Here is a 21,604-nt window from a genome sequence, read left to right on the forward strand (position 1 = left end):
GTTTTCAATGCTAAACAAATGTTTATTGCCTGTCAAATCAGCAGGCATTTAATCCCGCTTATTTATTCATTGTTCGTATAAATGGTAAAGAAAAATGGTATTTGCCATACATATAACGATCAGGCATAGTGTCGTTCAACCAGTTTTGATCCACAGCATACCCGCATCGCCAGCAGTTGTTGTAGCGGCGCCAGGCGCCCGGCCAGACTGCGCTGCGCGCGCAGGGCAACACAGCATCGCCATTCCGAACCATACCGATAACAACGAGGATATCCATGTCTAACAATTCCCCATTCCAGGCCGCCGCCATTGTCCGCGCCCGTATTCCGGCCGACTTCAAGCCGCGCATCGCGATGATCCTCGGTTCCGGCCTCGGCGTGCTGGCCGAACAGATGACGGACGCGGTGACCATCAGCTACGATGAGCTGCCCGGCTTCCCCATCAGCACCGTGCATGGCCACGCCGGCGAACTGGTGATCGGCAACCTGGCTGGCGTGTCCGTCGTGTGCATGAAGGGCCGCGGCCACGTGTACGAAGGTTATGGCCTGGGCGTGATGACGTCGGCCGTGCGCACCATGAAGCTGCTCGGCTGCGAAATGCTGTTCGTGACCAACGCGGCCGGTTCGCTGCGCACCGAAGTGGACGCCGGCTCGCTGGTGGCGCTGACCGACCATATCAACTTCCTGCCCGGCACGCCGATGATGGGCCCCAACGACGAACGTTTCGGCCCCCGCTTCTTCAGCATGGCCAACGCCTACGACGCCGACCTGCGCAAGCTGCTGCAGGCCACGGCCGCCGAAAAGAGCATCACCATGCACGAAGGCGTGTACATCGCCTACGCCGGCCCGAACTTCGAGACCCCCGCTGAAATCCGCGCCTTCAAGACGCTGGGCGCCGACGTGGTGGGCATGTCCGTGGTGCCGGAAGTGGTGTCGGCCCGCCATTGCGGCCTGAAGGTGGTGGGCGTATCCGTCATCACCAACCTGGCCGAGGGCCTGTCGCCGTTCCCGCTGTCGCACGAGCAAACGCTCAAGTACGCGGCCGTGGGCGCCAAGTCGCTGATCGAACTGATACTGGGCTTCCTGGCCAACGTGGCGAAAACGCCGCAAGCGTAATCCCTCTGCGGGGCGGCATGGTCCGCCCCTTTGCTTTTTGGGCCATCGGCCTACACTGCTTACACTGAATGCATACCTAGCCGCACCGGAGCACATCATGAAACGCGCATTTATCCTCCTGCTGGATTCCTTCGGCCTCGGCGCCACGCCGGACGCCGCCAAGTACAACGATTCGGGCGCCAACACCTTTGGCCACATCGCCGCCTGGGCCGCCAGGGCCGGCGCGCCGATGAACCTGCCGACGCTGGAAAAACTGGGCCTGGCGGCCGCCGCCCACGCGGCCTGCGGGCAGTGGGCCGACGGCTTCGCCCGGCGCGACGGCTTCACGGCCGCCTACGGCGCCGCCCGTGAGCGCTCGACGGGCAAGGATACCCAGAGCGGCCACTGGGAAATCGCCGGCGTGCCGGTGGAATTCGACTGGGGCTACTTCCCCCGCACCGTGCCTTCGTTCCCGGCCGAATTGACGGCGCGCCTGCGCGAGCTGGGCAAGGTGCCCGGCTTCCTGGGCGACTGCCACGCCTCCGGCACGGAGATCATCAACAAGCACGGCGACGAGCACGTGGCCACCGGCAAACCGATCATCTACACTTCGGCCGATTCCGTGCTGCAGATCGCCGCGCACGAGGAGTCGTTCGGCCTGGAGCGCCTGTACGAACTGTGCGAACTGGCCTTCAAGCTGGTCGAGCCGTACAACATCGGCCGCGTGATCGCCCGGCCGTTCGTGGGCGCCAACGGCAAGTACACCCGCACCACCAACCGCCATGACTACGCCGTGGCGCCGCCCGCGCCCACGCTGCTGGACCACGTGAAGGATGGCGGCGGCGAGGTGATCGCGCTGGGCAAGATCAGCGACATCTTCGCCGCGCAAGGCGTGTCGCGCGTGGTCAAGGGCGCCGACAACATGGCCCTGTTCGACGCGCTGCTCAAGGTGGCCGACGAGGCCGGCGACGGCGCGCTCACCTTCGTCAACTTCGTCGATTTCGACCAGGCCTTCGGCCACCGCCGCGACGTGGCCGGCTATTCGAATGCGCTGCACGAGATGGATGCGCGCCTGCCCGAATTCATGGCCAAGCTGCGCGAAGGCGACCTGGTGGTGGTGACGGCCGACCATGGCTGCGATCCCACCTGGACCGGCTCGGACCACACGCGCGAACACATCCCGATGATCTTCTTCGGCCCCGGCGTGCAGCCGCGCGCGCTGGGCATCTCCGAGACCTTCTCCGACATCGGCCAGACCGTGGCCCACCACCTCGGCGTCCAACCTCTTTCGAACGGAACCAACCTGTTATGAGCACTACTCCCGGCTTCAAGCGCAACGAAGCGGTCCCCCTGGACCTGGGCTGGATCAACCACATCCACATCAACAAGGCCGCCGCCGACCGCCGCGCGGCCAGCCTGGCCAACCGCCGCACGGTCAAGAAGGAATACCAGGCCGCGTGGCTGGTCAAGGCCATCGGCCTGATCGACCTGACCACGCTGTCGGGCGACGACACGCCGGGCCGCGTGGAGCGCCTGTGCCGCAAGGCGTTGCGCCCGCTGCGCGCCGACCTGGTGCAGGCCATGGGCTTGCAGGATTACCCGCTGACGACGGGCGCCGTGTGCGTCTACCACGAGATGATCAAGCCGGCCGCGCAAGTGCTGCAGGGCCGCCTGCCGATCGCCGCCGTCTCCACCGGCTTCCCGGCCGGCTTGACCAGCCTGGAGACCAAGGTGCGCGAGATCGAGCTCTCGGTGGCCGCCGGCGCCTCCGAGATCGACATCGTCATCACCCGCCAGCACGTGCTGACGGGGAACTGGCAGGCGCTGTACGACGAGATGGTGGCCTACCGCCAGGCCTGCGGCGACGCGCACGTGAAAGCCATCCTGGCCACGGGCGAACTGGTCACGCTGGAAAACGTGGCCAAGGCCTCGTGGGTGTGCATGATGGCGGGCGCCGATTTCATCAAGACCTCCACTGGCAAGGAACCCGTGAACGCCACCATCCCCGTTTCGCTGACGATGGTGCGCGCGATCCGTGAATACCATGAGCAGACCGGCTTCAAGATCGGCTACAAGCCGGCCGGCGGCGTGAGCACGGCCAAGGCCGCGTTGCAGTATCTGACGCTGATGAAGGAAGAACTTGGCAACGAATGGCTGGAGCCGCACCTGTTCCGCATCGGCGCCTCCAGCCTGCTGACGGACATCGAGCGCCAGCTCGAGCACTACGTCACGGGTGCTTACTCGGCCGCCCACCGCCACGCGCAACCTTAAGATCACAACGGATTCGTCATGCCAACTATTAACGAGATTCTCAACACCATGGAATACGGCCCAGCCCCCGAGAGCACCAAGGAAGCGCAAGCCTGGCTGGAGCAGCGCGGCCGTACTTTCGGCCTGTTCATCGACAACGCGTGGAGCGAGCCCGGTGAGCTGTTCGCCTCGGCCAATCCGGCCGATGGCAGCAAGCTGGCCGACCTGACCCAGGCCACGGAAGCGGACGTGGAGCGCGCCGTGGCCGCCGCCCGCCGCGCCCAGCCGCTCTGGCAGGGCCTCGGTGGCCACGGCCGCGCGCGCGTGATGTACGCGCTGGCGCGGCTGCTGCAAAAACACGCGCGCCTGTTCGCCGTGCTCGAAACGCTGGACAACGGCAAGACCATCCGCGAAACGCGCGACGTCGATTTGCCGCTGGCCGCGCGCCACTTCTACTACCACGCCGGCTGGGCCCAGCTGCAGGCCGAGGAATTCGCCGACTACCGCGCCGTGGGCGTGGTGGGCCAGATCGTGCCGTGGAACTTCCCGCTGCTGATGCTGGCCTGGAAGATCGCACCGGCCATGGCGGCCGGTAACACGATCGTCTTCAAGCCGGCCGAATTCACGCCGCTGACGGCCATGCTGTTCGCCGAACTGTGCGTGCAGGCTGGCGTGCCGGCCGGCGTGGTCAACATCGTCACCGGCGACGGCCGTGTGGGCGAAGCCATCGTCAGGCATCCCGGCATCGACAAGATCGCGTTCACGGGTTCGACCGAAGTGGGCCGCGCGATCCGCATCGCCACCGCCGGCAGCGGCAAGAAGCTGTCGCTGGAACTGGGCGGCAAGTCGCCGTTCATCGTGTTCGAGGACGCCGACCTGGACGCGGCCGTGGAAGGCCTGGTCGATTCGATCTGGTTCAACCAGGGGCAGGTATGCTGCGCCGGTTCGCGCCTGCTGGTGCAGGAATCGATCGAAGCCAAATTCCTGGCCAAGCTGCGCGCCCGCATGGACAAGCTGACGCTCGGTTCGCCGCTCGACAAGTCGATCGACATCGGCGCGCTGGTCGATCCCGTGCAGCGCCAGCGCATCGCCAACCTGGTGGAATCGGCCCGTGCCGAAGGCTGCACCATCTACCAGCCGGCTTGCGAACTGCCGGCCGACGGCTCGTGGTTCCCGCCCACGCTGATCACGGGCGCCTCCACCACGGCCGCCGTGGCGCAGGCTGAAATCTTCGGCCCGGTGCTGGTGGCGATGAGTTTCCGCACGCCGCCAGAAGCAGTCCAGCTGGCCAACAACACCGTGTACGGCCTCGCTTCCTGCGTGTGGACCGAGAACATCAGCCTGGCGCTGGACGTGGCGCCGCAGATCAAGGCTGGCGTGGTGTGGATCAACACCGCCAACCAGTTCGATGCGGCCTGCGGCTTTGGCGGCTACCGCGAATCGGGCTTCGGTCGCGAGGGTGGCCGCGAAGGCATGTACGAGTATTTGACGGCGCTGTCGGAAGACGCGCGCCCGGCTGCGCCGCTGGTGGAAGCGAAGGCCAAGGCAAAGGCCAACGCGCCGGCGCCGCACGACAGCCCGTTCGGCATCGACCGCACGGCCAAGCTGTACATCGGCGGCAAGCAGGCGCGCCCGGACGGCGCCTACAGCCGCGCCATCCACGGCGCCAACGGCGAATTCATCGCCGAAGTGGGCGAGGGTAACCGCAAGGACATCCGCAACGCCGTGGAAGCGGCGCACAAGGCCGGCGGCTGGACCAAGGCCACGGCGCACAACCGCGCCCAGGTGCTGTACTACATCGCCGAGAACCTGGCCGCGCGCGGCGAGGAATTCGCGGCCCGCATCGGCGCCATGACGGGCGCCGGCAACCCCGAACGTGAAGTGCAGGCCGCCATCGAACGCCTGTTCTACTACGCCGCCTGGGCCGACAAGTACGACGGCCAGGCGCACCAGCCGCCCATGCACGGCATCACCGTCGCGCTCAATGAGCCGGTGGGCGTGATCGGCATCGTGTGCCCGAACGAGGCGCCGCTGCTGGGCTTTATTTCGCTGGTGGCGCCGGCCATCGCGCTGGGCAACCGGGTGGTGGTGGTGCCGTCGGAAGCGCACCCGCTGTCGGCCACGGACTTGTACCAGGTGTTCGATACGTCGGACTTGCCGGGTGGCGTGGTCAACATCGTCACCGGCAGCGCCGACGAACTGGCGCGCACGCTGGCCACCCACGCCGACATCGACGCCGTGTGGCGCCATGATGGCTCGGCCGAAGGCTGCGCCGAAGTGGAACGCCTGTCGGCCGGCACGCTCAAGCGCACCTGGGTGGGTGGCGCCAAAGGGCGCGACTGGTACAGCACGTCCCAGGCGGGCGGCCGCGCCGTGCTGGCGCACGCCTCCCAGGTGAAAAACATCTGGATCCCCTACGGCGTCTAAGCGCAAATTGCGGGCCGGAAAAATCGGGGACGGACCCCGGTTTTCCCGTGCGGAAAAACCGGGGTCCGTCCCCGATTTTTCCGGCCCGCAATTTTTTGTCCCCCCATTTCAAGCGGAGCATCGCATGTTTTTAACCCAAGAGATTATCCGTAAAAAGCGCGACGGTGGCGCACTGAGCGCCGAGGAGATCCAGTTCTTCGTGCGCGGCATCACGGACGGCAGCGTCAGCGAAGGGCAGATCGCCGCGCTGGCCATGGCCGTCTTCTTCAACGACATGAACATGGACGAACGCGTGGCCTTCACGCTGGCCATGCGCGATTCGGGCGAGGTGCTGGAATGGCGCTCGCTGAACCTGCCCGGCCCCGTGCTGGACAAGCATTCCACCGGCGGCGTGGGCGACGTCGTGTCGCTGCTGCTGGGCCCCATGATCGCCGCCTGCGGCGGCTACGTGCCCATGATTTCCGGCCGCGGCCTGGGCCACACGGGCGGTACGCTCGACAAGTTCGACGCCATCCCCGGCTACTGCACCGTGCCCGACAACGCGCGCTTCCGCCAGGTGGTGCGCGACGTCGGCGTGGCCATCATCGGCCAGACCTCCTCGCTGGCCCCGTCCGACAAGCGCTTCTATTCGATCCGCGACGTGACGGCCACGGTGGAATCGGTGGCCATGATCACCGGCTCCATCCTGTCGAAAAAGCTCTCGGCCGGGCTGGATGCGCTGGTGATGGACGTGAAAGTGGGCAGCGGCGCCTTCATGCCGACCTATGACAAATCGCTGGAACTGGCGCAGAGTATTGTCACGGTCGGCAATGGCGCCGGCATGCGCACCTCGGCCATCCTGACGGACATGAACGAATCGCTGGCGCCGTATGCCGGCAACGCGCTGGAAGTGCGCGGCGCGATGGATTACCTGACGGGCCGTTCGCGTCCCGCGCGCCTGCATGAAGTGACGATGGCGCTGTGCGCGGAAATGCTGGTGCTGGGCGGCCTGGCCGCCGACGAAACGGCGGCGCGCGCCAGGCTGCAAGCGGCGCTCGACAGCGGCGAAGCGGCCAGCCGCTTCGCGCGCATGGTGGTGGCGCTGGGCGGCCCGGCCGACCTGATCGACAACCCGGACAAGCACCTGGAGCGCGCACCCATCGTCGTGCCCGTGCCGGCACCCAAGGCCGGCTATGCGGCAAGCACGGACTGCCGTGGTATCGGCCTGGCCGTGGTCAGCCTCGGTGGTGGCCGCCGTCGTCCAAGCGACAACATCGACTTCGCCGTCGGCCTGACGGAGCTGGCCAGCCTGGGCGAGCGCATCGAAGCGGGCCAGCCGCTGGCCATGGTGCACGCGCGTACGGAAGCGGCAGCGGAGCAAGCGGTACGCGAGCTCCAGGCCGCGTATCATATTGCCGACGCCGCGCCGGCCGCCAACCCCGTGGTCTACCGCGCCATCAAATAAGGCAGAAAAATCGGGGACGGACCCCGATTTTCCCGCATGGGAAAACCGGGGTCCGTCCCCGATTTTGGTGTGACGAAATATTTTTTGGCAGGGACTTTTATGGATAATCAACAATTGATCGCCGAGGCGGCCGCTGCCCGCCTCAAGGCTTATACGCCGTACTCGAACTTCAAGGTGGGGGCGGCCCTGCTGTGCAACGATGGCCGCGTGTTCCACGGCTGTAACGTGGAGAACGCGTCCTACGGCTTGTGCAACTGCGCCGAGCGTACTGCCTTCTTCAGTGCCTTCGCCCATGGCTACCAGCCGGGCGACTTCGACAAGCTGGCCGTGATCGGCGAGACGGATGGCCCCATCGCCCCGTGCGGCGCATGCCGCCAGGTGATCCTGGAACTGGGTGGCAATGAGCTGCCCGTGGTGCTGAGTAACCTGAAGGGCGATGTGTTCGAGACGACGGCGGCGGCCCAGCTGCCCAACGCCTTCGGCGGCGCCGACCTGAAAAAGAAGTAAGCACCTTGGCGCTCAAGAAGACCATCGACGTACAGGCCGCCGTCGCCATCGCGGCGGCCGAGGCCATCGCGGCCAAGACCCAGGGCACGTTCGGCGTGGGCGGGGTGATGCTCGACCAGCACGGGGCCGTGCTGATGTCGTTGCATAACAACGTGGTCCGCCACGGCTTGATTTTCGATCCCACGGCCCACGGCGAGCGCCAGTTGATCGACTGGTATTTCTCTGAATTGGACAAGGGGCGGGATCTGCCGGCGCCGCAGGACATCACCATCGTCACCTCGCTCGATCCGTGCTGCATGTGCAGCGGGGCCATCCTGGCCGCCGGCTTCAACGTGGTGGCGGCCGCGCCGGACCGGCAGGCCGGCATCAACTTCGACGCCAGCGCGACGTTCCCCGCCCTGCCGGCGCCGCTGCGCGAGCAGGCCGGCGCCACGTTCAGCTATCCGGCCGTGCTGGGATCGTCGCAGTACGCGCGGGCCGCCACGGGCGCCGCGCCCAAGTCCTTCTTCATCGGTAAGACCGTGTCGGAACCGACCCAGGCTTTGTGCTCGCTCGTGTTCGAGGCCACGGAGGAGGAGGTGACGGCGCTGTTCAATACGGACTTGCCGCAATCGCAGCTCAAGTGCCCGGCCACGCTGGCGCCCGATCATGCCATCGTGCGCGCGCTCAAGGCCGCGTATCCCGATGCGCTCACTTATCGCTGCACGCCGCAGCAGCCGGACGCGGACCTGGCCCCCTATCTGTTGCGCGCCATGGCCGAGGACCGTGCGCTTGGCGGTGCAGGCGATGCCGTCGCGCTACTCGATTCGTTCGGCAACCTGCTGCTCTGCCTGCCCGGCGGCCGTGGCGCGTCCGGCATCCGCACGGCGTTCATGGAGACCACGCGCGCCTACGCACGGCTGCGCTACCAGCTGATGGCCGAGGCAACGCCCGCCCAGCGCGACGAGGTGCGCCAGTATCTGGGCCATCCCAAGGACGGGACGTTCGTCTTCGCCCAAGGGCCGGACGAGAGCGCGCTCAGTTTCATGGACCTCGGTGCTTACGGTTCGACCATGGAAGGCCCGCTGCCGCTGTCGAATCCGGCCCAGTTCCAGTACGTGCGGCCGCGCATGGAGCCGGACGCGCTGGCCGCGTTGTGCGCGGGCTTCCCGCCGCTGTACCGCGACGTCATCCGCATCCGCCCCACGCAAGTGGCCGACGCTGGACTGGTGGCCGCACTCGGCTGACGAACACGCGCCGGCGCGCCCCGTGGCCGCGCGGGTCTCAACCCTTAACCCTCAGCCCTGCCAGGGATCGTAGGTGCCGATGCTCCACAGGTGGCCTTCCGGGTCGCGGCAGGTGAAGCCGCGCCCGCCGTAGTCTTCGTCCTTGATGTCCAACATGATGTGGGCGCCCGCTTCGAGCGCGCGGCCGTACACGAGGTCGGCGTCGTTCACCACCAGGTAGGCGGACTGGGTGACGGCCTTGTCCTTGTCGGTGGGCTGCCGGATCAGGCGGCCGTATTCCGTGTCGAACACGGAGCTGAGCATGATCATGCCATTGCCGTACGCGAGCTGGGCATGGGCGATGGTGCCATCGTCGTTGGGCACCACCAGTTGTTTGACAAAGCCGAAGGTGTCGCACAGCCATTCGATGGCGGCGGGCGCATCGTGGTAGCGCATACAGGGAATGACGGTGGCCTTGGTGGCTTTCGGTATCGTGGACATGGTTCTCTCCCAATCTGGTGTGGAACTGCTTCGATCGTGCCGAGGCCCAGGGGGTTCGCCGTGGCCGGCCCGCCAGGGGGCCGTATTGATATCGCTCAGAGGGACGGCGATTGGGTGGCAAATCCGGTGGCTGGCTCCAATATAGACCAGTGGGACCGTAGCCACAACCGGCGCGCCATTACATCTGCTGGAACAGGTGGGCGTGGCCCCGGCTCACTTCCAGCAATTCGGGAAAGTTGCGCACGCGCACCATTTGACGTCCGCGCAAGTCGCGCGTGACTTCCTCGATGGCGTCCACGCGCACCAGCGTGGCGCGGTGGATGCGCCAGAATTCGTCCGGATCGAGCTCGTCGGCCAGTTCCTTCAGCGTCTTGCGGATCAAGACTTCGGACTGGCGTGTCTGCACCCGCGTGTATTTTTCGTCGGCCTGGAAGAACAGCACTTCGCGCGTGCTGATCATGCGCAGGCTGTTGCCCACCACGGCCTGGATCCAGCGCAGGTAGTCCGGCTGGGAGGCCGCCTTGCCGCCATGCTGGCCGCGCAGCAGGGCCGTCAACTGCTGTTCGATGTTGGCCGGCTGCTTGCCCAGGCGCGCCTGTAGACGGTCGCACGTGGTCTTCAGGCGCTCGCCGCCGGCCGGCTTGAGCACGTAGTCGAGTGCGCCCTGTTCGAACGCTTCGATCGCGTACTGGTCGTAGGCCGTCACGAACACCAGGTGGCAGCGGTTGAACAGCATGCGGGCCGCCTCGATGCCCGACAGGCCGGGCATGCGGATGTCGAGGAACACGATGTCGGGCTGGTGCTGGCCAGCCAGCGCCACGGCCTCGATGCCGTTGGCCGCTTCGGCCACGATCTCCAACGCCGGCCACACGTCGCGCAAGCGGGTGCGCAGCTGGGCGCGCATGGCGTCTTCGTCGTCGGCGATCAATGCCGTGGCGCGCTGTTGCGGGTTCATCGCGTGCCTCCGTTGGCGAAAATATCGGGCGCGTACGGCAGCCGTATCGTGGCGCGGGCGCCGCCCGTCAGCGGCGCTTCGATCACCAGTTCGGCGCGCGAGCCATACAGCAGTTGCAGCCGTTCGCGCACATTGGCCAGGCCCATGCCGTCGCCGGCGTGGGCGGAAAAGCCGACGCCGTCGTCGATCACGTCCACCTGCAACTGCTTGCCCGTGACGCTGGCGCGGATGTCGATGCGCCCGCCCTCGATCTTCGGTTCCAGCCCGTGCTTGATGGCGTTCTCGATCAGGATCTGCAGCATCATGGGCGGAAAGCTGGCGCTCTGGATCTCGGCCGGCACGTCGATCGACACGGCCAGCCGCGCCTTCATGCGCGCCTGCATGATGGCCAGGTAGGCGCGCGCCATGTCCAGCTGGCGGCCCAGCGTGCCGTTGCCCTTGGCGCGCATCTGGGGCAGGGTGGCGCGCAGGTAGTCGATCAGGTGGGCGTGGATGCGGGCCGCCTCGGGCGGGTCGGTTTCGATCAGCTGGCCGATCAGGGCCAGGGTGTTGAACAGGAAGTGCGGCTCGACCTGGGCTTGCAGGGCGGCCAGCCGGGCTTCCACCAGCCGCCGTTCCAGCGATTCCTCGCCCGCGTGGGCGGAAGCCTGGCGCGCTTCCAGTTCGGCCTTGCGCTTGCCGCCGGCCAGCACCTTGAGGCCGAACGAGGCGAGGATGAAGGCCAGCGCCTGCTCGGGCTGGCCGAATGGCGTCAGGTCCAGCAGCAGCACCAGTACCCAGATGATGATCAGCTTGCGCCATGCCACCTGGGCCAGCCAGTCGAAAAAGCGCCACCACAGGGCGCTGGCGGTGTCGCCCAGCTCCCGCAAAAAGCCGAGCACGCGGCCCGGCGCGCGCCTGGCCGCTGTCACGAATGGCGCTCCGGCGGCCGGGCCTTGCTGCGCCGTTCGAGGATGCAGGCGCCCACGGCCAGCTTGAGCAGCAGCAAGGCCGCAAACAGCAGCAGCGCCAGTGGCAGCAGGGTCAGGATCATGGCCATCAGGATGCAGGCCACCAGCAGCGCCGGCCACGACATGCGTTGCAGCGTGCGCGCGCCATAGCGGGCCGTGTTCAGGAAGGCGGTGCCCACTTCATTGAGGACGTCGAGCACGCCCTGGCGGGTGATCTTGCTCATCTGGCTACTCCTTTCAAAGATGACCGATGCCGTCAATGTAGCGCAAGCGGGCCGGCGTCGACAGCGCCATCCGACCAACTGCAGCTGGCGGGGTATGGCCTGCGGCACAGGGCGACGAACGGCGCGCTCCCGCGTTGCCGGCGGCCTTGTCGTCAGCGTTGGGCGGCCCGCCAGTCCTCCCTGAGCAGGCCGTAGATGACGCTGTCGGACAGTTCGCCGTCCACGAACCACCGTTCGCGCAGCCGGCCCTCCTGGCGAAAGTGCAGCCGTTCCAGGATGGTGGCCGAGGCGTCGTTGGCCGGGTGCAGGTCCGCTTCGATGCGGTGCAGGTCGAGCTTATCGAAGCCATGCTCGATCAGCGCGGCCAGCGCTTCGGGCATGTAGCGCTGGCCCCAGTGCGCGCGCGACAGCATGTAGCCTATCTCGCAGCGCCGGTTGGCGCGGTGGAAGCCGTACAGCGTGGCCGTGCCGATCAGCTCTCCGGTGGCGGCCAGCGTGACGGCCATGCGCAGCGATTCGCCGTTCTCGTAGTGCTGGCGCGAGGTGTCGATGTGGCTGGCCGCCTGGCCCAGTTCGCGCCATGGCGCGCAGCTCCAGTAGCGCATCGCTTGCGGGTCGGCGTAGATGGCGAACAGGGCGTCGGCGTCGTAGGGTTCCAGGAAGCGCAGCGTCAGGCGCGGCGTTTGCAGGGTGAAGGGTTCGAACACGGGCATGGTGGTCAACTTCGCAAAAATTCAGTTCAGGCGGGAGTGCTCGCCGGCGCCGGCGCTTGGACGCGAATGGCGGCCAGCACCATGTCCACGATCAGCTTTTCGGCGTCGTCGAAGTCCTTGCGGTTGAGCTGCTTGCGGCCCAGGACCAGCGCCATCTGGGTCGAGAAGTCGGCGTACGACTGGGTCATGGCCCAGATGGCGAACAGCAGGTGGGTGGCGTTGATGGGGGCGATCTTGCCGGCGGCGATCCAGTGTTCGAATACGTCGATATCCTTGCGCAGCAGCGGCACCACGCGTTCCTGGATTTGCGTGCCATACAGGGGCGCGCCGCCGATCACCTCCATCGCGTACACGCGCGAGGCCCACGGCTGCTCGCGCGAGAAGCGCAGTTTGGCCTGCACGTAGGCGCGCAGCACGTCCTGCGGCTCCTGGGTCGGATCGGCCAGGTTCTCCATCCGTTCCAGCCATTCGTCGAGCACGTTGTCGAGCACGCGCTGGTACAGGGCCTGCTTGGACGGGAAGTAGTACATCAGGTTCTGCTTGGACAGGCCCGCGTTCTCGGCCACGGTGGCGATCGAGGTGCCTTCGTAGCCGCATTCGGCGAACACGCGCACGGCTTCGGCGGCGATGTCCGCTTCCAGGCGGTCGCGGTTGAGGGCGCGCCGGCTGTTTTTCGGCAGTGGTCCGGCTGGGGATTTGGCGGTCGGCATGGGATCGTCTTTCAGCGAGGGCGTATCGAACGCAGGAATTGCAGCAGTTGTGGATGATCGGCGTAGGCCGCGTTGAAGCGGAACCACACCGTTGCGGCCGGGTGCAGCAGGAAGAAGTCGTTGGGCGAGAGCAGGATGCCGGCTTTCAGCGCCTGCTCGGCCACCACCTTGCCGTTCAAGTCCGGCGTGGGCGCGTCCGGCCAGCCGGCGCTGACGAACATGCCGCCGCGCGGGCGCGCCAGCGGCGTCATGCCCGCCTCGCGCAGCAGGGCGATGGTGCGCTCGCGTCCCGCGTCGAGCTGGGCGACCAGGCGTTCCACCATGCGCTTGTAAGGCCGCGCCGTGATGGCGTGGTACACGGCCCGCTCGTTGATCTCGGACGTGGTGAGGCCGGCCAGCATTTTCACCCGCAGCAGTTCGGGCAGCAGCGAGGACGAGGCGCAGATGGAACCGACCCGCAGCACGGGCGACAGCGTCTTGGAGAAGCTGCCGACCCGGATCACGCGCCGCAAGCCATCCATGGCGGCCAGCGACGCTTCGCCGCGCGGCGCCAGTTCGCGGTAGATGTCGTCCTCCACCAGCCAGAAGTCGAACTGCTCGGCCAGGGCCAGCAGGCGGTGGGCCTGGGCCGCGCTGAGCGAGGTGCCGAGCGGGTTTTGCAGGGCCGTGTTGACGAACATGAGCTTGGGCTGCGTGGCCTTGGCCTGGGCCGCCAGCTGGTCCATGTCCAGCCCCTGTTCGCCGCGCGCGATGCCGATGGCCACGCAGCCGTGGTGGCGGATCAGCGACAGCAGGTTGCTGTAGCCGGGATCTTCCACCAGCACCGTGTCGCCCGGCTTGGTGAGGGTGCGCAGGATCAGATCGAAGGCATGGGTGGCGCCGTGCGTGAGCAGGATCTGTTCCGGTTCGATGGCATACAGTTCCTCGCTCAGCGTGGCCGCCATGTGCTGGCGCAGCGTGGGAAAGCCCAGCGGGTGGCCATAGCCGCGCAGCCGGTTGGCGGGGATGCGCATGGCGTGGCGCACGGCGTCGAGGATGGTATCCTCGCCATACCATTCGGGCGGCAGCCAGCCGGCGCCCACGGGCAGCGCGTCCGACATGCCCGAATACAGTTCCGGCGTGAGCGCGTCGATGGCGGCCGGGGTGGGGTGGAACGGGGCCGGCAGCAGCGCGGCCGGCACGTCCTGGCGGGCCAGGAAGTAGCCGGAGCCGCGCCGCGAGGACAGCAGGCCCAGCGTGACGAGCCGGTCATACGCTTCCACCACAGTGAAGGTGCTCACACCATTACACTTGGCGAACTGGCGCACGGAAGGCATCTTGGTGCCCACGCGCAACTCGCGACTGCCCACGAGGGCGCTGATGGCGGCCACGATCTGGTCCACCAGGCTGCCCTTGCCGCCGCGCGCGATGGCTACCACGGGCCAGCCGCCGACGGGTGGCGTGTCCGGGTGCTGATCGGGCGCAGTGTGCGCGTCCCCCATCCGTGTTCTCCTTAATGTTGCACTGAACAAAACTGTAGTGTTTTTGCCGCCTGTACGGTTGGCGAGTTTTGATATTTGTGTATCTGTGCCATAGTTGTTGTGCTGTCTATTATTGCATCATCATTTTGCCAACTGGTAAATTATTTTTACGATGCGCCCGCGCCGCGGCGCCGTCCCAAGGAACTGGAGACAGACATGAACGAAACCCGTCCGGCATCGATGGCGTCCTTCTGGATGCCATTCACGAACAACCGCGATTTCAAGCTCCACCCACGCCTGCTGGTATCGGCCGAAGGCATGTACTACAAGGACGTGGACGGCAACACCATCCTGGACGGCACGGCCGGCCTGTGGTGCGTGCCCTGCGGCCACGCCCAGCCCAAGATTGTGGCGGCCGTGCGCGAGATGATCGGCCAGCTCGATTTCGCGCCCACCTTCCAGATGGGCCACCCGGCCGCCTTCGACCTGGCCGAACAGCTGATGGCGTACACCAACCACCGCTTCGGCCATGTGTTCTACACCAACTCCGGCTCCGAAGCCGTGGACACGGCGCTCAAGATCGCGCTGGCCTATCACCGTGCGCGCGGCGAGGGCAGCCGCACCCGTTTGATCGGCCGCGAACGGGGCTACCACGGCGTGGGCTTCGGCGGCATCTCGGTGGGCGGCATCGCCGGCAACCGCAAGCCGTATGGCGCCATGCTGCCTTACGTGGACCACCTGCCGCACACGCACAACCTGGAAAAGAACGCGTTCACGCGCGGCGAGCCGGAACATGGCGCCAATCTGGCCGACGAACTGGAACGCATCGTCGCGCTGCACGACGCGTCCACCATCGCGGCCGTGATCGTGGAGCCGGTGGCCGGTTCGACCGGCGTGCTGATTCCGCCCAAGGGCTACCTGAAGCGCTTGCGCGAGCTGTGCACCAAGCACGGCATCCTGCTGATCTTCGACGAAGTGATCACGGGCTTCGGCCGCCTGACGACGCCATTCGCGGCCGATTACTTCGACGTGGAGCCGGACCTGATGACGACGGCCAAGGGCCTGACCAATGGGGTGGTGCCAATGGGCGCCGTGTTCACCAAGCCCTTCCTGTATGAGGCGTTCATGCAGGCGCCGGCCGGCATCGAACTGTTCCACGGCTATACCTACTCCGGCCACCCGCTGGCCTGCGCCGCCTCGCTGGCCACGCTGGAAGTGTTCCGCGAACAGAAGATCGTCGAGCACGCGGCCAGCCTGCAGTCGTACTGGGAGGACGCCGTGCATTCGCTGCGCGGCCTGCCGCACGTGATCGACATCCGCACCATCGGCCTGATCGCCGGCATTGAGCTGGAACCGATCGCCGGCAAGCCCGGTGCGCGCGCGTTCGACGCGTTCAAGAAGGCGTTCGCGGACGGTGTGCTGATCCGCACCACGGGCGACATCATCGCGCTGTCGCCACCGCTGGTACTGGAGAAGAAGCACATCGATGAGCTGTTCGGCAAGCTGGCCAAAGTGCTCAAAACGCTCGATTAACCGAAAGAAAAACCGGGGTCCGTCCCTGATTTTGAATGGGGGAAAAATCGGGGACGTACCCCGGTTTTGCTCAGCAGCTACAACCACTCTTACAACAGCGAGGAGAACGGCATGCTAGTCGGCGTACCTAAAGAGATCAAGAACCAGGAATCGCGCGTGGGCCTGACGCCGGCCAGCGTGAAGGAGCTGGTATTGCGCGGCCACCAGGTGCTGGTGCAGCAGAACGCCGGCGCCGCCATCGGCCTGACCGACGCGATGTACGAGGGTGCGGGCGCCACCATCGTCGACACGGCGGCGGAAATCTTCGCGCGCGCCGAGATGATCGTCAAGGTCAAGGAGCCGCAGCCCGAGGAGTGCGCCATGCTGCGCCACGACCAGATCCTGTACACCTATCTGCACCTGGCGCCGGATCCGGAACAGACCCGCGCGCTGGTGGCCTCGGGCGCTGTCTGCATCGCCTACGAAACTATCACCGGCCCCAACGGCGGCTTGCCGCTGCTGGCGCCCATGAGCGAGGTGGCGGGCCGCATGGCGATCCAGGCCGGCGCCGCCCACCTGGAGAAATCCAAGGGCGGCATGGGCTTGCTGCTGGGGGGCGTGCCCGGCGTGGCGCCCGGGCATATCGCCATCATCGGCGCCGGCGTGGTGGGCACCAATGCGCTGCAGATGGCCGTGGGCATCGGTGCGCGCGTGACCATCCTCGACAAGAACATCGACCGCCTGCGCCAGCTGGACCTCATCTACGGCAACCGCGTGAGCACCATGTACTCGAACGCGCACACGGTGGAGGAAGCGGTGCTGGACGCGGACCTGGTGGTGGGCGGCGTGCTGGTGCCCGGCGCGGCCGCGCCCAAGCTGGTGACGGCGGCCATGATCTCACGCATGAAGCAGGGCGCCGTGGTGGTGGACGTGGCCATCGACCAGGGCGGCTGCTTCGAAACGTCGCACGCCACCACGCACGAAAAGCCCACCTTCGTCGTGGACGGTGTGGTGCACTACTGCGTGGCCAATATGCCGGGCGCGGTGGCGCGCACCTCCACCTTCGCCCTCAACAACGCCACCATCGGCCATGCGCTGGCGCTGGCCGACAAGGGCTGGCAGAAGGCGCTGCGGGCCAACCCGCACCTAAAGAACGGATTGAACGTCTGCCACGGCCACGTCACCTATGAAGCGGTGGCCCATGGCCTGGGTTATCACTATGTCGAAGCGGACAGCCTGCTGGGCTGAGCGCTCCTAACCTGATCATTTGAACGGAACAACATGACTACGCTTGACACCATCACCCATTACATCAACGGCGCCAAGGCCGATACCACCAGCGGCCGTTATGCGGACGTGTACAACCCCGCGCTGGGCGAGCCGGTGGCGCGCGTGGCGCTGGGCACGGCGCAGGAAGTGGATGCGGCCGTCGCGGCGGCCGCCGCCGCCTTTCCGGCGTGGTCCGCGACACCGCCACTGACGCGGGCCCGCGTGCTGTTCAAATACCTGCAACTGTGCCAGCAGCACACGGACGAATTCGCGGCCATGCTCACGCGCGAACACGGCAAGACCTTCGCCGATGCGCAGGGCGAGGTGGCGCGCGGGATCGAGATGGTGGAATTTGCCGTCGGCATACCGCAAATGCTCAAGGGCGAATTCACCGACCAGATTGCGCGCGGCATCGACGCCTGGTCCATGCGCCAGGCGCTGGGTGTGGTGGCCGGCATCACGCCGTTCAACTTCCCCGTGATGGTGCCGATGTGGATGTTCCCCGTCGCTCTCGCTTGCGGCAATACCTTCGTGCTCAAGCCGTCCGAGCGCGACCCGTCGCCGTCGCTGCTGCATGCGCGGCTGCTGAAAGAGGCGGGCTTGCCGGACGGCGTGTTCAACGTGGTGCAGGGCGATAAGGTCACGGTGGACGCGCTGCTTGACCATCCGGTGGTGCAGGCGGTGAGCTTCGTCGGCTCCACCCCGATCGCCGAATACATCTACGCGCGCGGCTGCGCCAGCGGCAAGCGGGTGCAGGCGCTGGGCGGGGCCAAGAACCACATGGTGGTGATGCCGGATGCCGACATGGAGATGGCCGTCGATGCGCTGATGGGGGCGGCCTACGGTTCGGCCGGCGAGCGCTGCATGGCGATCTCCGTGGTGGTGGCCGTGGGCGATGCCGGCGACAAGCTGATCGGCGCGCTGGCCAAGCGCACCGCTGCCCTGAAGATCCGCGACGGCATGGCGGCCGACGCGGAAATGGGGCCGGTGGTGTCGCGCGCGGCCAAGGAGCGCATCGAGAAGCTGATCGGCGAAGGGGTGGAGCAGGGTGCCACGCTGGTGGTCGATGGCCGCAACTACCACGTGGCCGGGCGCGAGAATGGCTTCTTCGTGGGCGGCACGCTGTTCGACCATGTGACGCCGGACATGAGCATCTACAAGGAGGAGATCTTCGGCCCCGTGCTGTGCGTGCTGCGCTCGCCCGACGTGGGCCAGGCCGTGGCCCTGATCAACCGCAACGAGTACGGCAACGGCGTGGCCATCTACACCCGCGACGGCGGTGTGGCGCGCGAGTTCGTGCGCCAGATCCAGGTCGGCATGGTGGGCGTGAACGTGCCGCTGCCCGTGCCCATGGCCTTCAACAGTTTCGGCGGATGGAAGCGCAGCCTGTTCGGCGACCATCACGCCTACGGCCCGGAGGGTGTGCGCTTCTACACGCGCCACAAGGCCGTGATGCAGCGCTGGCCCAACACGGCCAGCGCCGGCGCGGAATTTGCATTCCCGCAGATGAAGTAAGGCCGGTCCCGTGCAGCATGTTGGCCCGCGTCCCCGTCAACCAGCAAAGTCAGGAATTGTGCAATGATGATCGAATCGCTGAAGTACATGCCGCAGTCCCGGCAATCGGGCAGCGCGCTGGCCGAGCATTTCACCGACCTGGCGCCCGCGCTCAACGCGCGCCAGGCGGCCATTGAAAGCGCGCGTTGCCTGTATTGCTACGATGCGCCTTGCACGCGCATCTGCCCGTCCGAGATTGACGTGGCCAGCTTCATCCGCAATATTCACGAAGGCAATGTGAACGGCGCCGCCGCCGGCATCCTGAAACAGAACATCCTGGGCGGCAGCTGCGCGCGCGTATGCCCGACCGAGATCCTGTGCGAGGACGCCTGCGTGCGCAACCACGACGCGGAAGGCCAGCCCGTGAAGATCGGTCTGCTGCAGCGCTATGCGATTGACAACATGACGTTCGCCCAGCATCCGTTCCAGCGCGCGCCGGCCACGGGGCGCAGGATCGCCGTGGTGGGCGCCGGGCCGGCCGGCCTGTCGTGCGCGCACCGGCTGGCCATGCTGGGCAACGATGTCGTCATCTATGAGGCACGGGAAAAATCGGGCGGCCTCAATGAATACGGGATCGCCAAATACAAGCTGACGGACGATTTCGCGCAGAAGGAAGTGGCGTTCCTGCTCGGCATAGGCGGCATCGAGATCCGTCACGGCCAGACCCTGGGCGGCAATGTGCAACTGAAGGACTTGCAGGCGCAGTACGACGCCGTGTTCCTGGGACTGGGCCTGGGCGCCAGCCGCCGCCTGGGCTTGACGGGCGAGGATGCGCCGGGCCTGCTGGCGGCCGTGGACTACATCGCCGCGCTGCGCCAGGCCGACGATTTGTCGCAACTACCCGTGCCGGCGCGCGCCATCGTGATCGGCGCCGGTAACACGGCCATCGACATGGCGGTGCAGATCCAGCGCCTGGGTGCGGAGGAAGTGACGCTGGTGTACCGGCGCGGCTTTGACGCCATGAGCGCCACCGGCCACGAGCAGCACATCGCCAGGGAAAACCAGGTCCGCATGCGTACCTGGGCCCAGCCGCAGCAAGTGCTGCTGGACGAGGCGGGCCGCGTGCGCGGCATGCGCTTCGAGAAGACGGCGCTGAACAACGGCCGGCTGGCCGGCACCGGCGAGACGTTCGAGATCGCGGCCGATGCCATTTTCAAGGCCATCGGCCAGAGCATGGATGAGGACAGCATCAGCGATCCGCTGGCGAAAACGTTGCAGCGCGACGGCGACAAAATCCACGTGGACGACCAGTTCCGCACCATCCTGCCGCGCATCTACGCGGGCGGCGACTGCGTGGCGCCGGGACAGGATCTGACGGTGCAGGCCGTGCAGCACGGGAAGCTGGCCGCGCTGGCCATCCACCGCGATATCCAATCGAACAAGGAGCCGCACCATGGCTGATCTGAGCATAGAATTTTGCGGCATCAAGTCGCCCAATCCGTTCTGGCTGGCCTCCGCGCCGCCGACCGACAAGGCCTACAACGTGGTGCGTGCCTTCGAAGCCGGCTGGGGCGGCGTGGTGTGGAAGACGCTGGGCGAGGATCCGCCAGCCGTCAATGTGTCGTCGCGCTACTCGGCCCACTATGGCAAGAACCGCGAGGTGATCGGCTTTAACAACATCGAACTGATCACGGACCGCTCGCTGGAGATCAACCTGCGCGAGATCACCCAGGTCAAGAAGGATTGGCCGGACCGCGCGCTGATCGTGTCGCTGATGCTGCCGTGCGAGGAACAGGCCTGGGCCGATATCCTGCCGCTGGTGGAGGCGACCGGCGCGGACGGCATTGAACTCAATTTCGGCTGCCCGCACGGCATGCCGGAGCGCGGCATGGGCGCGGCCGTGGGCCAGGTGCCGGAGTATGTGCGCATGGTGACCAGCTGGTGCAAGAAGCATTCGAAGCTGCCCGTGATCGTCAAGCTCACGCCCAACATTACGGACATCCGCGGGCCAGCCCGCGCGGCCAAGGAGGGCGGGGCGGATGCCGTCTCGCTGATCAATACCATCAACTCCATCACCCACCTGGACCTGGACCGCATGGTGGCCTTCCCCACCGTGGGCGGGGCCAGCACGCACGGCGGCTATTGCGGTACGGCCGTCAAGCCGATCGCGCTCAACATGGTGGCCGAGATCGCGCGCGATCCGGCCACGGCAGGGCTGCCCATCTCCGGCATCGGCGGCATCGGCAACTGGCGCGACGCGGCCGAGTTCATCGCGCTGGGCGCCGGCTCGGTGCAAGTGTGTACGGCTGCCATGCTGCATGGCTTCCGCATCGTCGAGGAAATGAAGGACGGGCTGTCGCGCTGGATGGACGAGAAGGGCTACCGCAGCATCAGCGAATTCTCCGGCAAGGCCGTGCCCAACACGACGGATTGGAAATACCTGGACATGAACTACCAGGTGATCGCCCAGATCAACCAGGACGATTGCATCCAGTGCGGCCGCTGCTACGTGGCGTGCGAGGACACGTCGCACCAGTCGATCGCGCAGTTGATCGACCAGCAGGGCGGGCGCCGCTACGAAGTGATCAAGGAGGAGTGCGTGGGCTGCAACCTGTGCGAAATCACTTGTCCGGTGCAGGGCTGCATCACGATGGTGCCGCAGAAAACGGGCAAGCCGTACATGAACTGGACGCAGGACCCGCGCAATCCGCGCGCAGAACCTGCACCAATCGCGGTACAAGGCGCGGCGCAGGAGGCGACGGAGGTGGCACAAGACTAGTTCGCAGCGAGTACAGGGTTAGGTATAAAAATTGCAAAGACTGGGATACACTGGCCCGGTCACCTGACACGTTCAGGTGGCCGGGCCGGATGCATCATCAACCCTAGGAG

General features: G+C 66.5%; 20 protein-coding genes. 12 read left to right on the forward strand and 8 right to left on the reverse strand.

The genetic code is table 11. From position 1 onward, the window contains the following. Nucleotides 1-58: 58 nt before the first annotated feature. Nucleotides 59-277, reverse strand: coding sequence for a hypothetical protein (locus tag H3H36_RS18075; RefSeq protein ID WP_182219495.1), 219 nt, complete (start codon nt 275-277; stop codon nt 59-61). Between H3H36_RS18075 and xapA the strand changes: the two genes are divergently transcribed. From xapA to H3H36_RS18110, 7 genes are all read left to right on the forward strand, one after another. After that, nucleotides 276-1,115 (forward strand): xanthosine phosphorylase, encoded by an 840-nt coding sequence (gene xapA, locus H3H36_RS18080; RefSeq protein WP_182219496.1) that lies wholly within the window; start codon nt 276-278, stop codon nt 1,113-1,115. The two genes, H3H36_RS18075 and xapA, sit on opposite strands and share 2 nt — an antisense overlap. Before the next feature lie 97 nt (nt 1,116-1,212). Next, entirely contained in the window at nt 1,213-2,406 is a 1,194-nt protein-coding gene (locus H3H36_RS18085) for a phosphopentomutase (RefSeq protein ID WP_182219497.1), read from the forward strand. Further along, nucleotides 2,403-3,365, forward strand: coding sequence for a deoxyribose-phosphate aldolase (gene deoC, locus H3H36_RS18090; RefSeq protein ID WP_182219498.1), 963 nt, complete (start codon nt 2,403-2,405; stop codon nt 3,363-3,365). The genes H3H36_RS18085 and deoC overlap by 4 nt, the downstream gene beginning before the upstream one ends. A gap of 18 nt (nt 3,366-3,383) precedes the next feature. After that, on the forward strand, nt 3,384-5,771 hold the full coding sequence (locus H3H36_RS18095) for an aldehyde dehydrogenase family protein (protein ID WP_375539606.1): 2,388 nt from the start codon (nt 3,384-3,386) through the stop codon (nt 5,769-5,771). A gap of 124 nt (nt 5,772-5,895) precedes the next feature. After that, on the forward strand, nt 5,896-7,215 hold the full coding sequence (deoA, locus tag H3H36_RS18100; RefSeq protein WP_182219499.1) for a thymidine phosphorylase: 1,320 nt from the start codon (nt 5,896-5,898) through the stop codon (nt 7,213-7,215). Nucleotides 7,216-7,314: 99 nt separating this feature from the next. Continuing rightward, complete coding sequence (locus tag H3H36_RS18105; RefSeq protein ID WP_182219500.1) at nt 7,315-7,722, forward strand: cytidine deaminase; 408 nt, start codon at nt 7,315-7,317, stop codon at nt 7,720-7,722. A gap of 5 nt (nt 7,723-7,727) precedes the next feature. Next, entirely contained in the window at nt 7,728-8,948 is a 1,221-nt protein-coding gene (locus H3H36_RS18110; protein ID WP_182219501.1) for a nucleoside deaminase, read from the forward strand. Between the two features lie 51 nt (nt 8,949-8,999). Here the strand turns inward: H3H36_RS18110 and H3H36_RS18115 are convergent, their stop codons facing one another. The 7 genes from H3H36_RS18115 to H3H36_RS18145 form a co-directional block, all read right to left on the reverse strand. Further along, nucleotides 9,000-9,428, reverse strand: coding sequence for a VOC family protein (locus tag H3H36_RS18115; protein WP_182219502.1), 429 nt, complete (start codon nt 9,426-9,428; stop codon nt 9,000-9,002). Nucleotides 9,429-9,606: 178 nt separating this feature from the next. Next, the gene (locus H3H36_RS18120) at nt 9,607-10,383 is read right to left on the reverse strand and encodes a LytR/AlgR family response regulator transcription factor (RefSeq protein ID WP_182219503.1); all 777 of its coding nucleotides are present in this window, start codon (nt 10,381-10,383) and stop codon (nt 9,607-9,609) included. Next, entirely contained in the window at nt 10,380-11,294 is a 915-nt protein-coding gene (locus tag H3H36_RS18125; protein WP_182219504.1) for a sensor histidine kinase, read from the reverse strand. The genes H3H36_RS18120 and H3H36_RS18125 overlap by 4 nt, the downstream gene beginning before the upstream one ends. Then, nucleotides 11,291-11,557 carry a hypothetical protein gene (locus H3H36_RS18130; RefSeq protein WP_182219505.1) on the reverse strand — a complete coding sequence of 89 codons (267 nt, stop codon included), beginning with the start codon at nt 11,555-11,557 and terminating at the stop codon, nt 11,291-11,293. The genes H3H36_RS18125 and H3H36_RS18130 overlap by 4 nt, the downstream gene beginning before the upstream one ends. A 152-nt stretch (nt 11,558-11,709) precedes the next feature. Beyond that, the gene (locus H3H36_RS18135; RefSeq protein ID WP_182219506.1) at nt 11,710-12,270 is read right to left on the reverse strand and encodes a GNAT family N-acetyltransferase; all 561 of its coding nucleotides are present in this window, start codon (nt 12,268-12,270) and stop codon (nt 11,710-11,712) included. Between the two features lie 26 nt (nt 12,271-12,296). Then, the gene (locus H3H36_RS18140) at nt 12,297-12,980 is read right to left on the reverse strand and encodes a TetR/AcrR family transcriptional regulator (RefSeq protein ID WP_182219507.1); all 684 of its coding nucleotides are present in this window, start codon (nt 12,978-12,980) and stop codon (nt 12,297-12,299) included. A gap of 11 nt (nt 12,981-12,991) precedes the next feature. Continuing rightward, a complete protein-coding gene (locus tag H3H36_RS18145) occupies nt 12,992-14,461 on the reverse strand; it encodes an aminotransferase-like domain-containing protein (RefSeq protein WP_182219508.1) in 1,470 nt (489 codons plus the stop codon). Nucleotides 14,462-14,656: 195 nt separating this feature from the next. Here H3H36_RS18145 and aptA point away from each other — a divergent pair, with 195 nt between their 5' ends. From aptA to preA, 5 genes are all read left to right on the forward strand, one after another. Next, entirely contained in the window at nt 14,657-15,973 is a 1,317-nt protein-coding gene (gene aptA / locus H3H36_RS18150) for an omega-aminotransferase AptA (RefSeq protein ID WP_182219509.1), read from the forward strand. Between the two features lie 111 nt (nt 15,974-16,084). Next, complete coding sequence (ald, locus tag H3H36_RS18155) at nt 16,085-17,200, forward strand: alanine dehydrogenase (protein WP_182219510.1); 1,116 nt, start codon at nt 16,085-16,087, stop codon at nt 17,198-17,200. Nucleotides 17,201-17,233: 33 nt separating this feature from the next. Further along, nucleotides 17,234-18,736 (forward strand): CoA-acylating methylmalonate-semialdehyde dehydrogenase, encoded by a 1,503-nt coding sequence (locus H3H36_RS18160; RefSeq protein WP_182219511.1) that lies wholly within the window; start codon nt 17,234-17,236, stop codon nt 18,734-18,736. A 63-nt stretch (nt 18,737-18,799) separates the two neighbouring features. Further along, nucleotides 18,800-20,176, forward strand: coding sequence for an NAD(P)-dependent oxidoreductase (locus H3H36_RS18165; protein WP_220459783.1), 1,377 nt, complete (start codon nt 18,800-18,802; stop codon nt 20,174-20,176). After that, nucleotides 20,169-21,494: an NAD-dependent dihydropyrimidine dehydrogenase subunit PreA gene (gene preA / locus H3H36_RS18170; RefSeq protein WP_182219512.1), complete on the forward strand. Its 1,326-nt coding sequence runs from the start codon at nt 20,169-20,171 to the stop codon at nt 21,492-21,494. The genes H3H36_RS18165 and preA overlap by 8 nt, the downstream gene beginning before the upstream one ends. The last annotated feature ends 110 nt before the right edge of the window (nt 21,495-21,604 follow it).

It is taken from the genome of Rugamonas fusca (assembly GCF_014042365.1).
GTDB classification, from domain to species: domain Bacteria; phylum Pseudomonadota; class Gammaproteobacteria; order Burkholderiales; family Burkholderiaceae_D; genus Rugamonas; species Rugamonas fusca.

Coding starts and splice junctions, on each gene's coding strand:
- xapA (WP_182219496.1), top strand. CDS start 276: ATGTCTAACAATTCCCCATTCCAGGCCGCCGCCATTGTCCGCGCCCGT.
- H3H36_RS18075 (WP_182219495.1), bottom strand. CDS start 277: ATGGATATCCTCGTTGTTATCGGTATGGTTCGGAATGGCGATGCTGTG.
- H3H36_RS18085 (WP_182219497.1), top strand. CDS start 1,213: ATGAAACGCGCATTTATCCTCCTGCTGGATTCCTTCGGCCTCGGCGCC.
- deoC (WP_182219498.1), top strand. CDS start 2,403: ATGAGCACTACTCCCGGCTTCAAGCGCAACGAAGCGGTCCCCCTGGAC.
- H3H36_RS18095 (WP_375539606.1), top strand. CDS start 3,384: ATGCCAACTATTAACGAGATTCTCAACACCATGGAATACGGCCCAGCC.
- deoA (WP_182219499.1), top strand. CDS start 5,896: ATGTTTTTAACCCAAGAGATTATCCGTAAAAAGCGCGACGGTGGCGCA.
- H3H36_RS18105 (WP_182219500.1), top strand. CDS start 7,315: ATGGATAATCAACAATTGATCGCCGAGGCGGCCGCTGCCCGCCTCAAG.
- H3H36_RS18115 (WP_182219502.1), bottom strand. CDS start 9,428: ATGTCCACGATACCGAAAGCCACCAAGGCCACCGTCATTCCCTGTATG.
- H3H36_RS18120 (WP_182219503.1), bottom strand. CDS start 10,383: ATGAACCCGCAACAGCGCGCCACGGCATTGATCGCCGACGACGAAGAC.
- H3H36_RS18130 (WP_182219505.1), bottom strand. CDS start 11,557: ATGAGCAAGATCACCCGCCAGGGCGTGCTCGACGTCCTCAATGAAGTG.
- H3H36_RS18135 (WP_182219506.1), bottom strand. CDS start 12,270: ATGCCCGTGTTCGAACCCTTCACCCTGCAAACGCCGCGCCTGACGCTG.
- H3H36_RS18140 (WP_182219507.1), bottom strand. CDS start 12,980: ATGCCGACCGCCAAATCCCCAGCCGGACCACTGCCGAAAAACAGCCGG.
- H3H36_RS18145 (WP_182219508.1), bottom strand. CDS start 14,461: ATGGGGGACGCGCACACTGCGCCCGATCAGCACCCGGACACGCCACCC.
- aptA (WP_182219509.1), top strand. CDS start 14,657: ATGAACGAAACCCGTCCGGCATCGATGGCGTCCTTCTGGATGCCATTC.
- ald (WP_182219510.1), top strand. CDS start 16,085: ATGCTAGTCGGCGTACCTAAAGAGATCAAGAACCAGGAATCGCGCGTG.
- H3H36_RS18160 (WP_182219511.1), top strand. CDS start 17,234: ATGACTACGCTTGACACCATCACCCATTACATCAACGGCGCCAAGGCC.
- H3H36_RS18165 (WP_220459783.1), top strand. CDS start 18,800: ATGATGATCGAATCGCTGAAGTACATGCCGCAGTCCCGGCAATCGGGC.
- preA (WP_182219512.1), top strand. CDS start 20,169: ATGGCTGATCTGAGCATAGAATTTTGCGGCATCAAGTCGCCCAATCCG.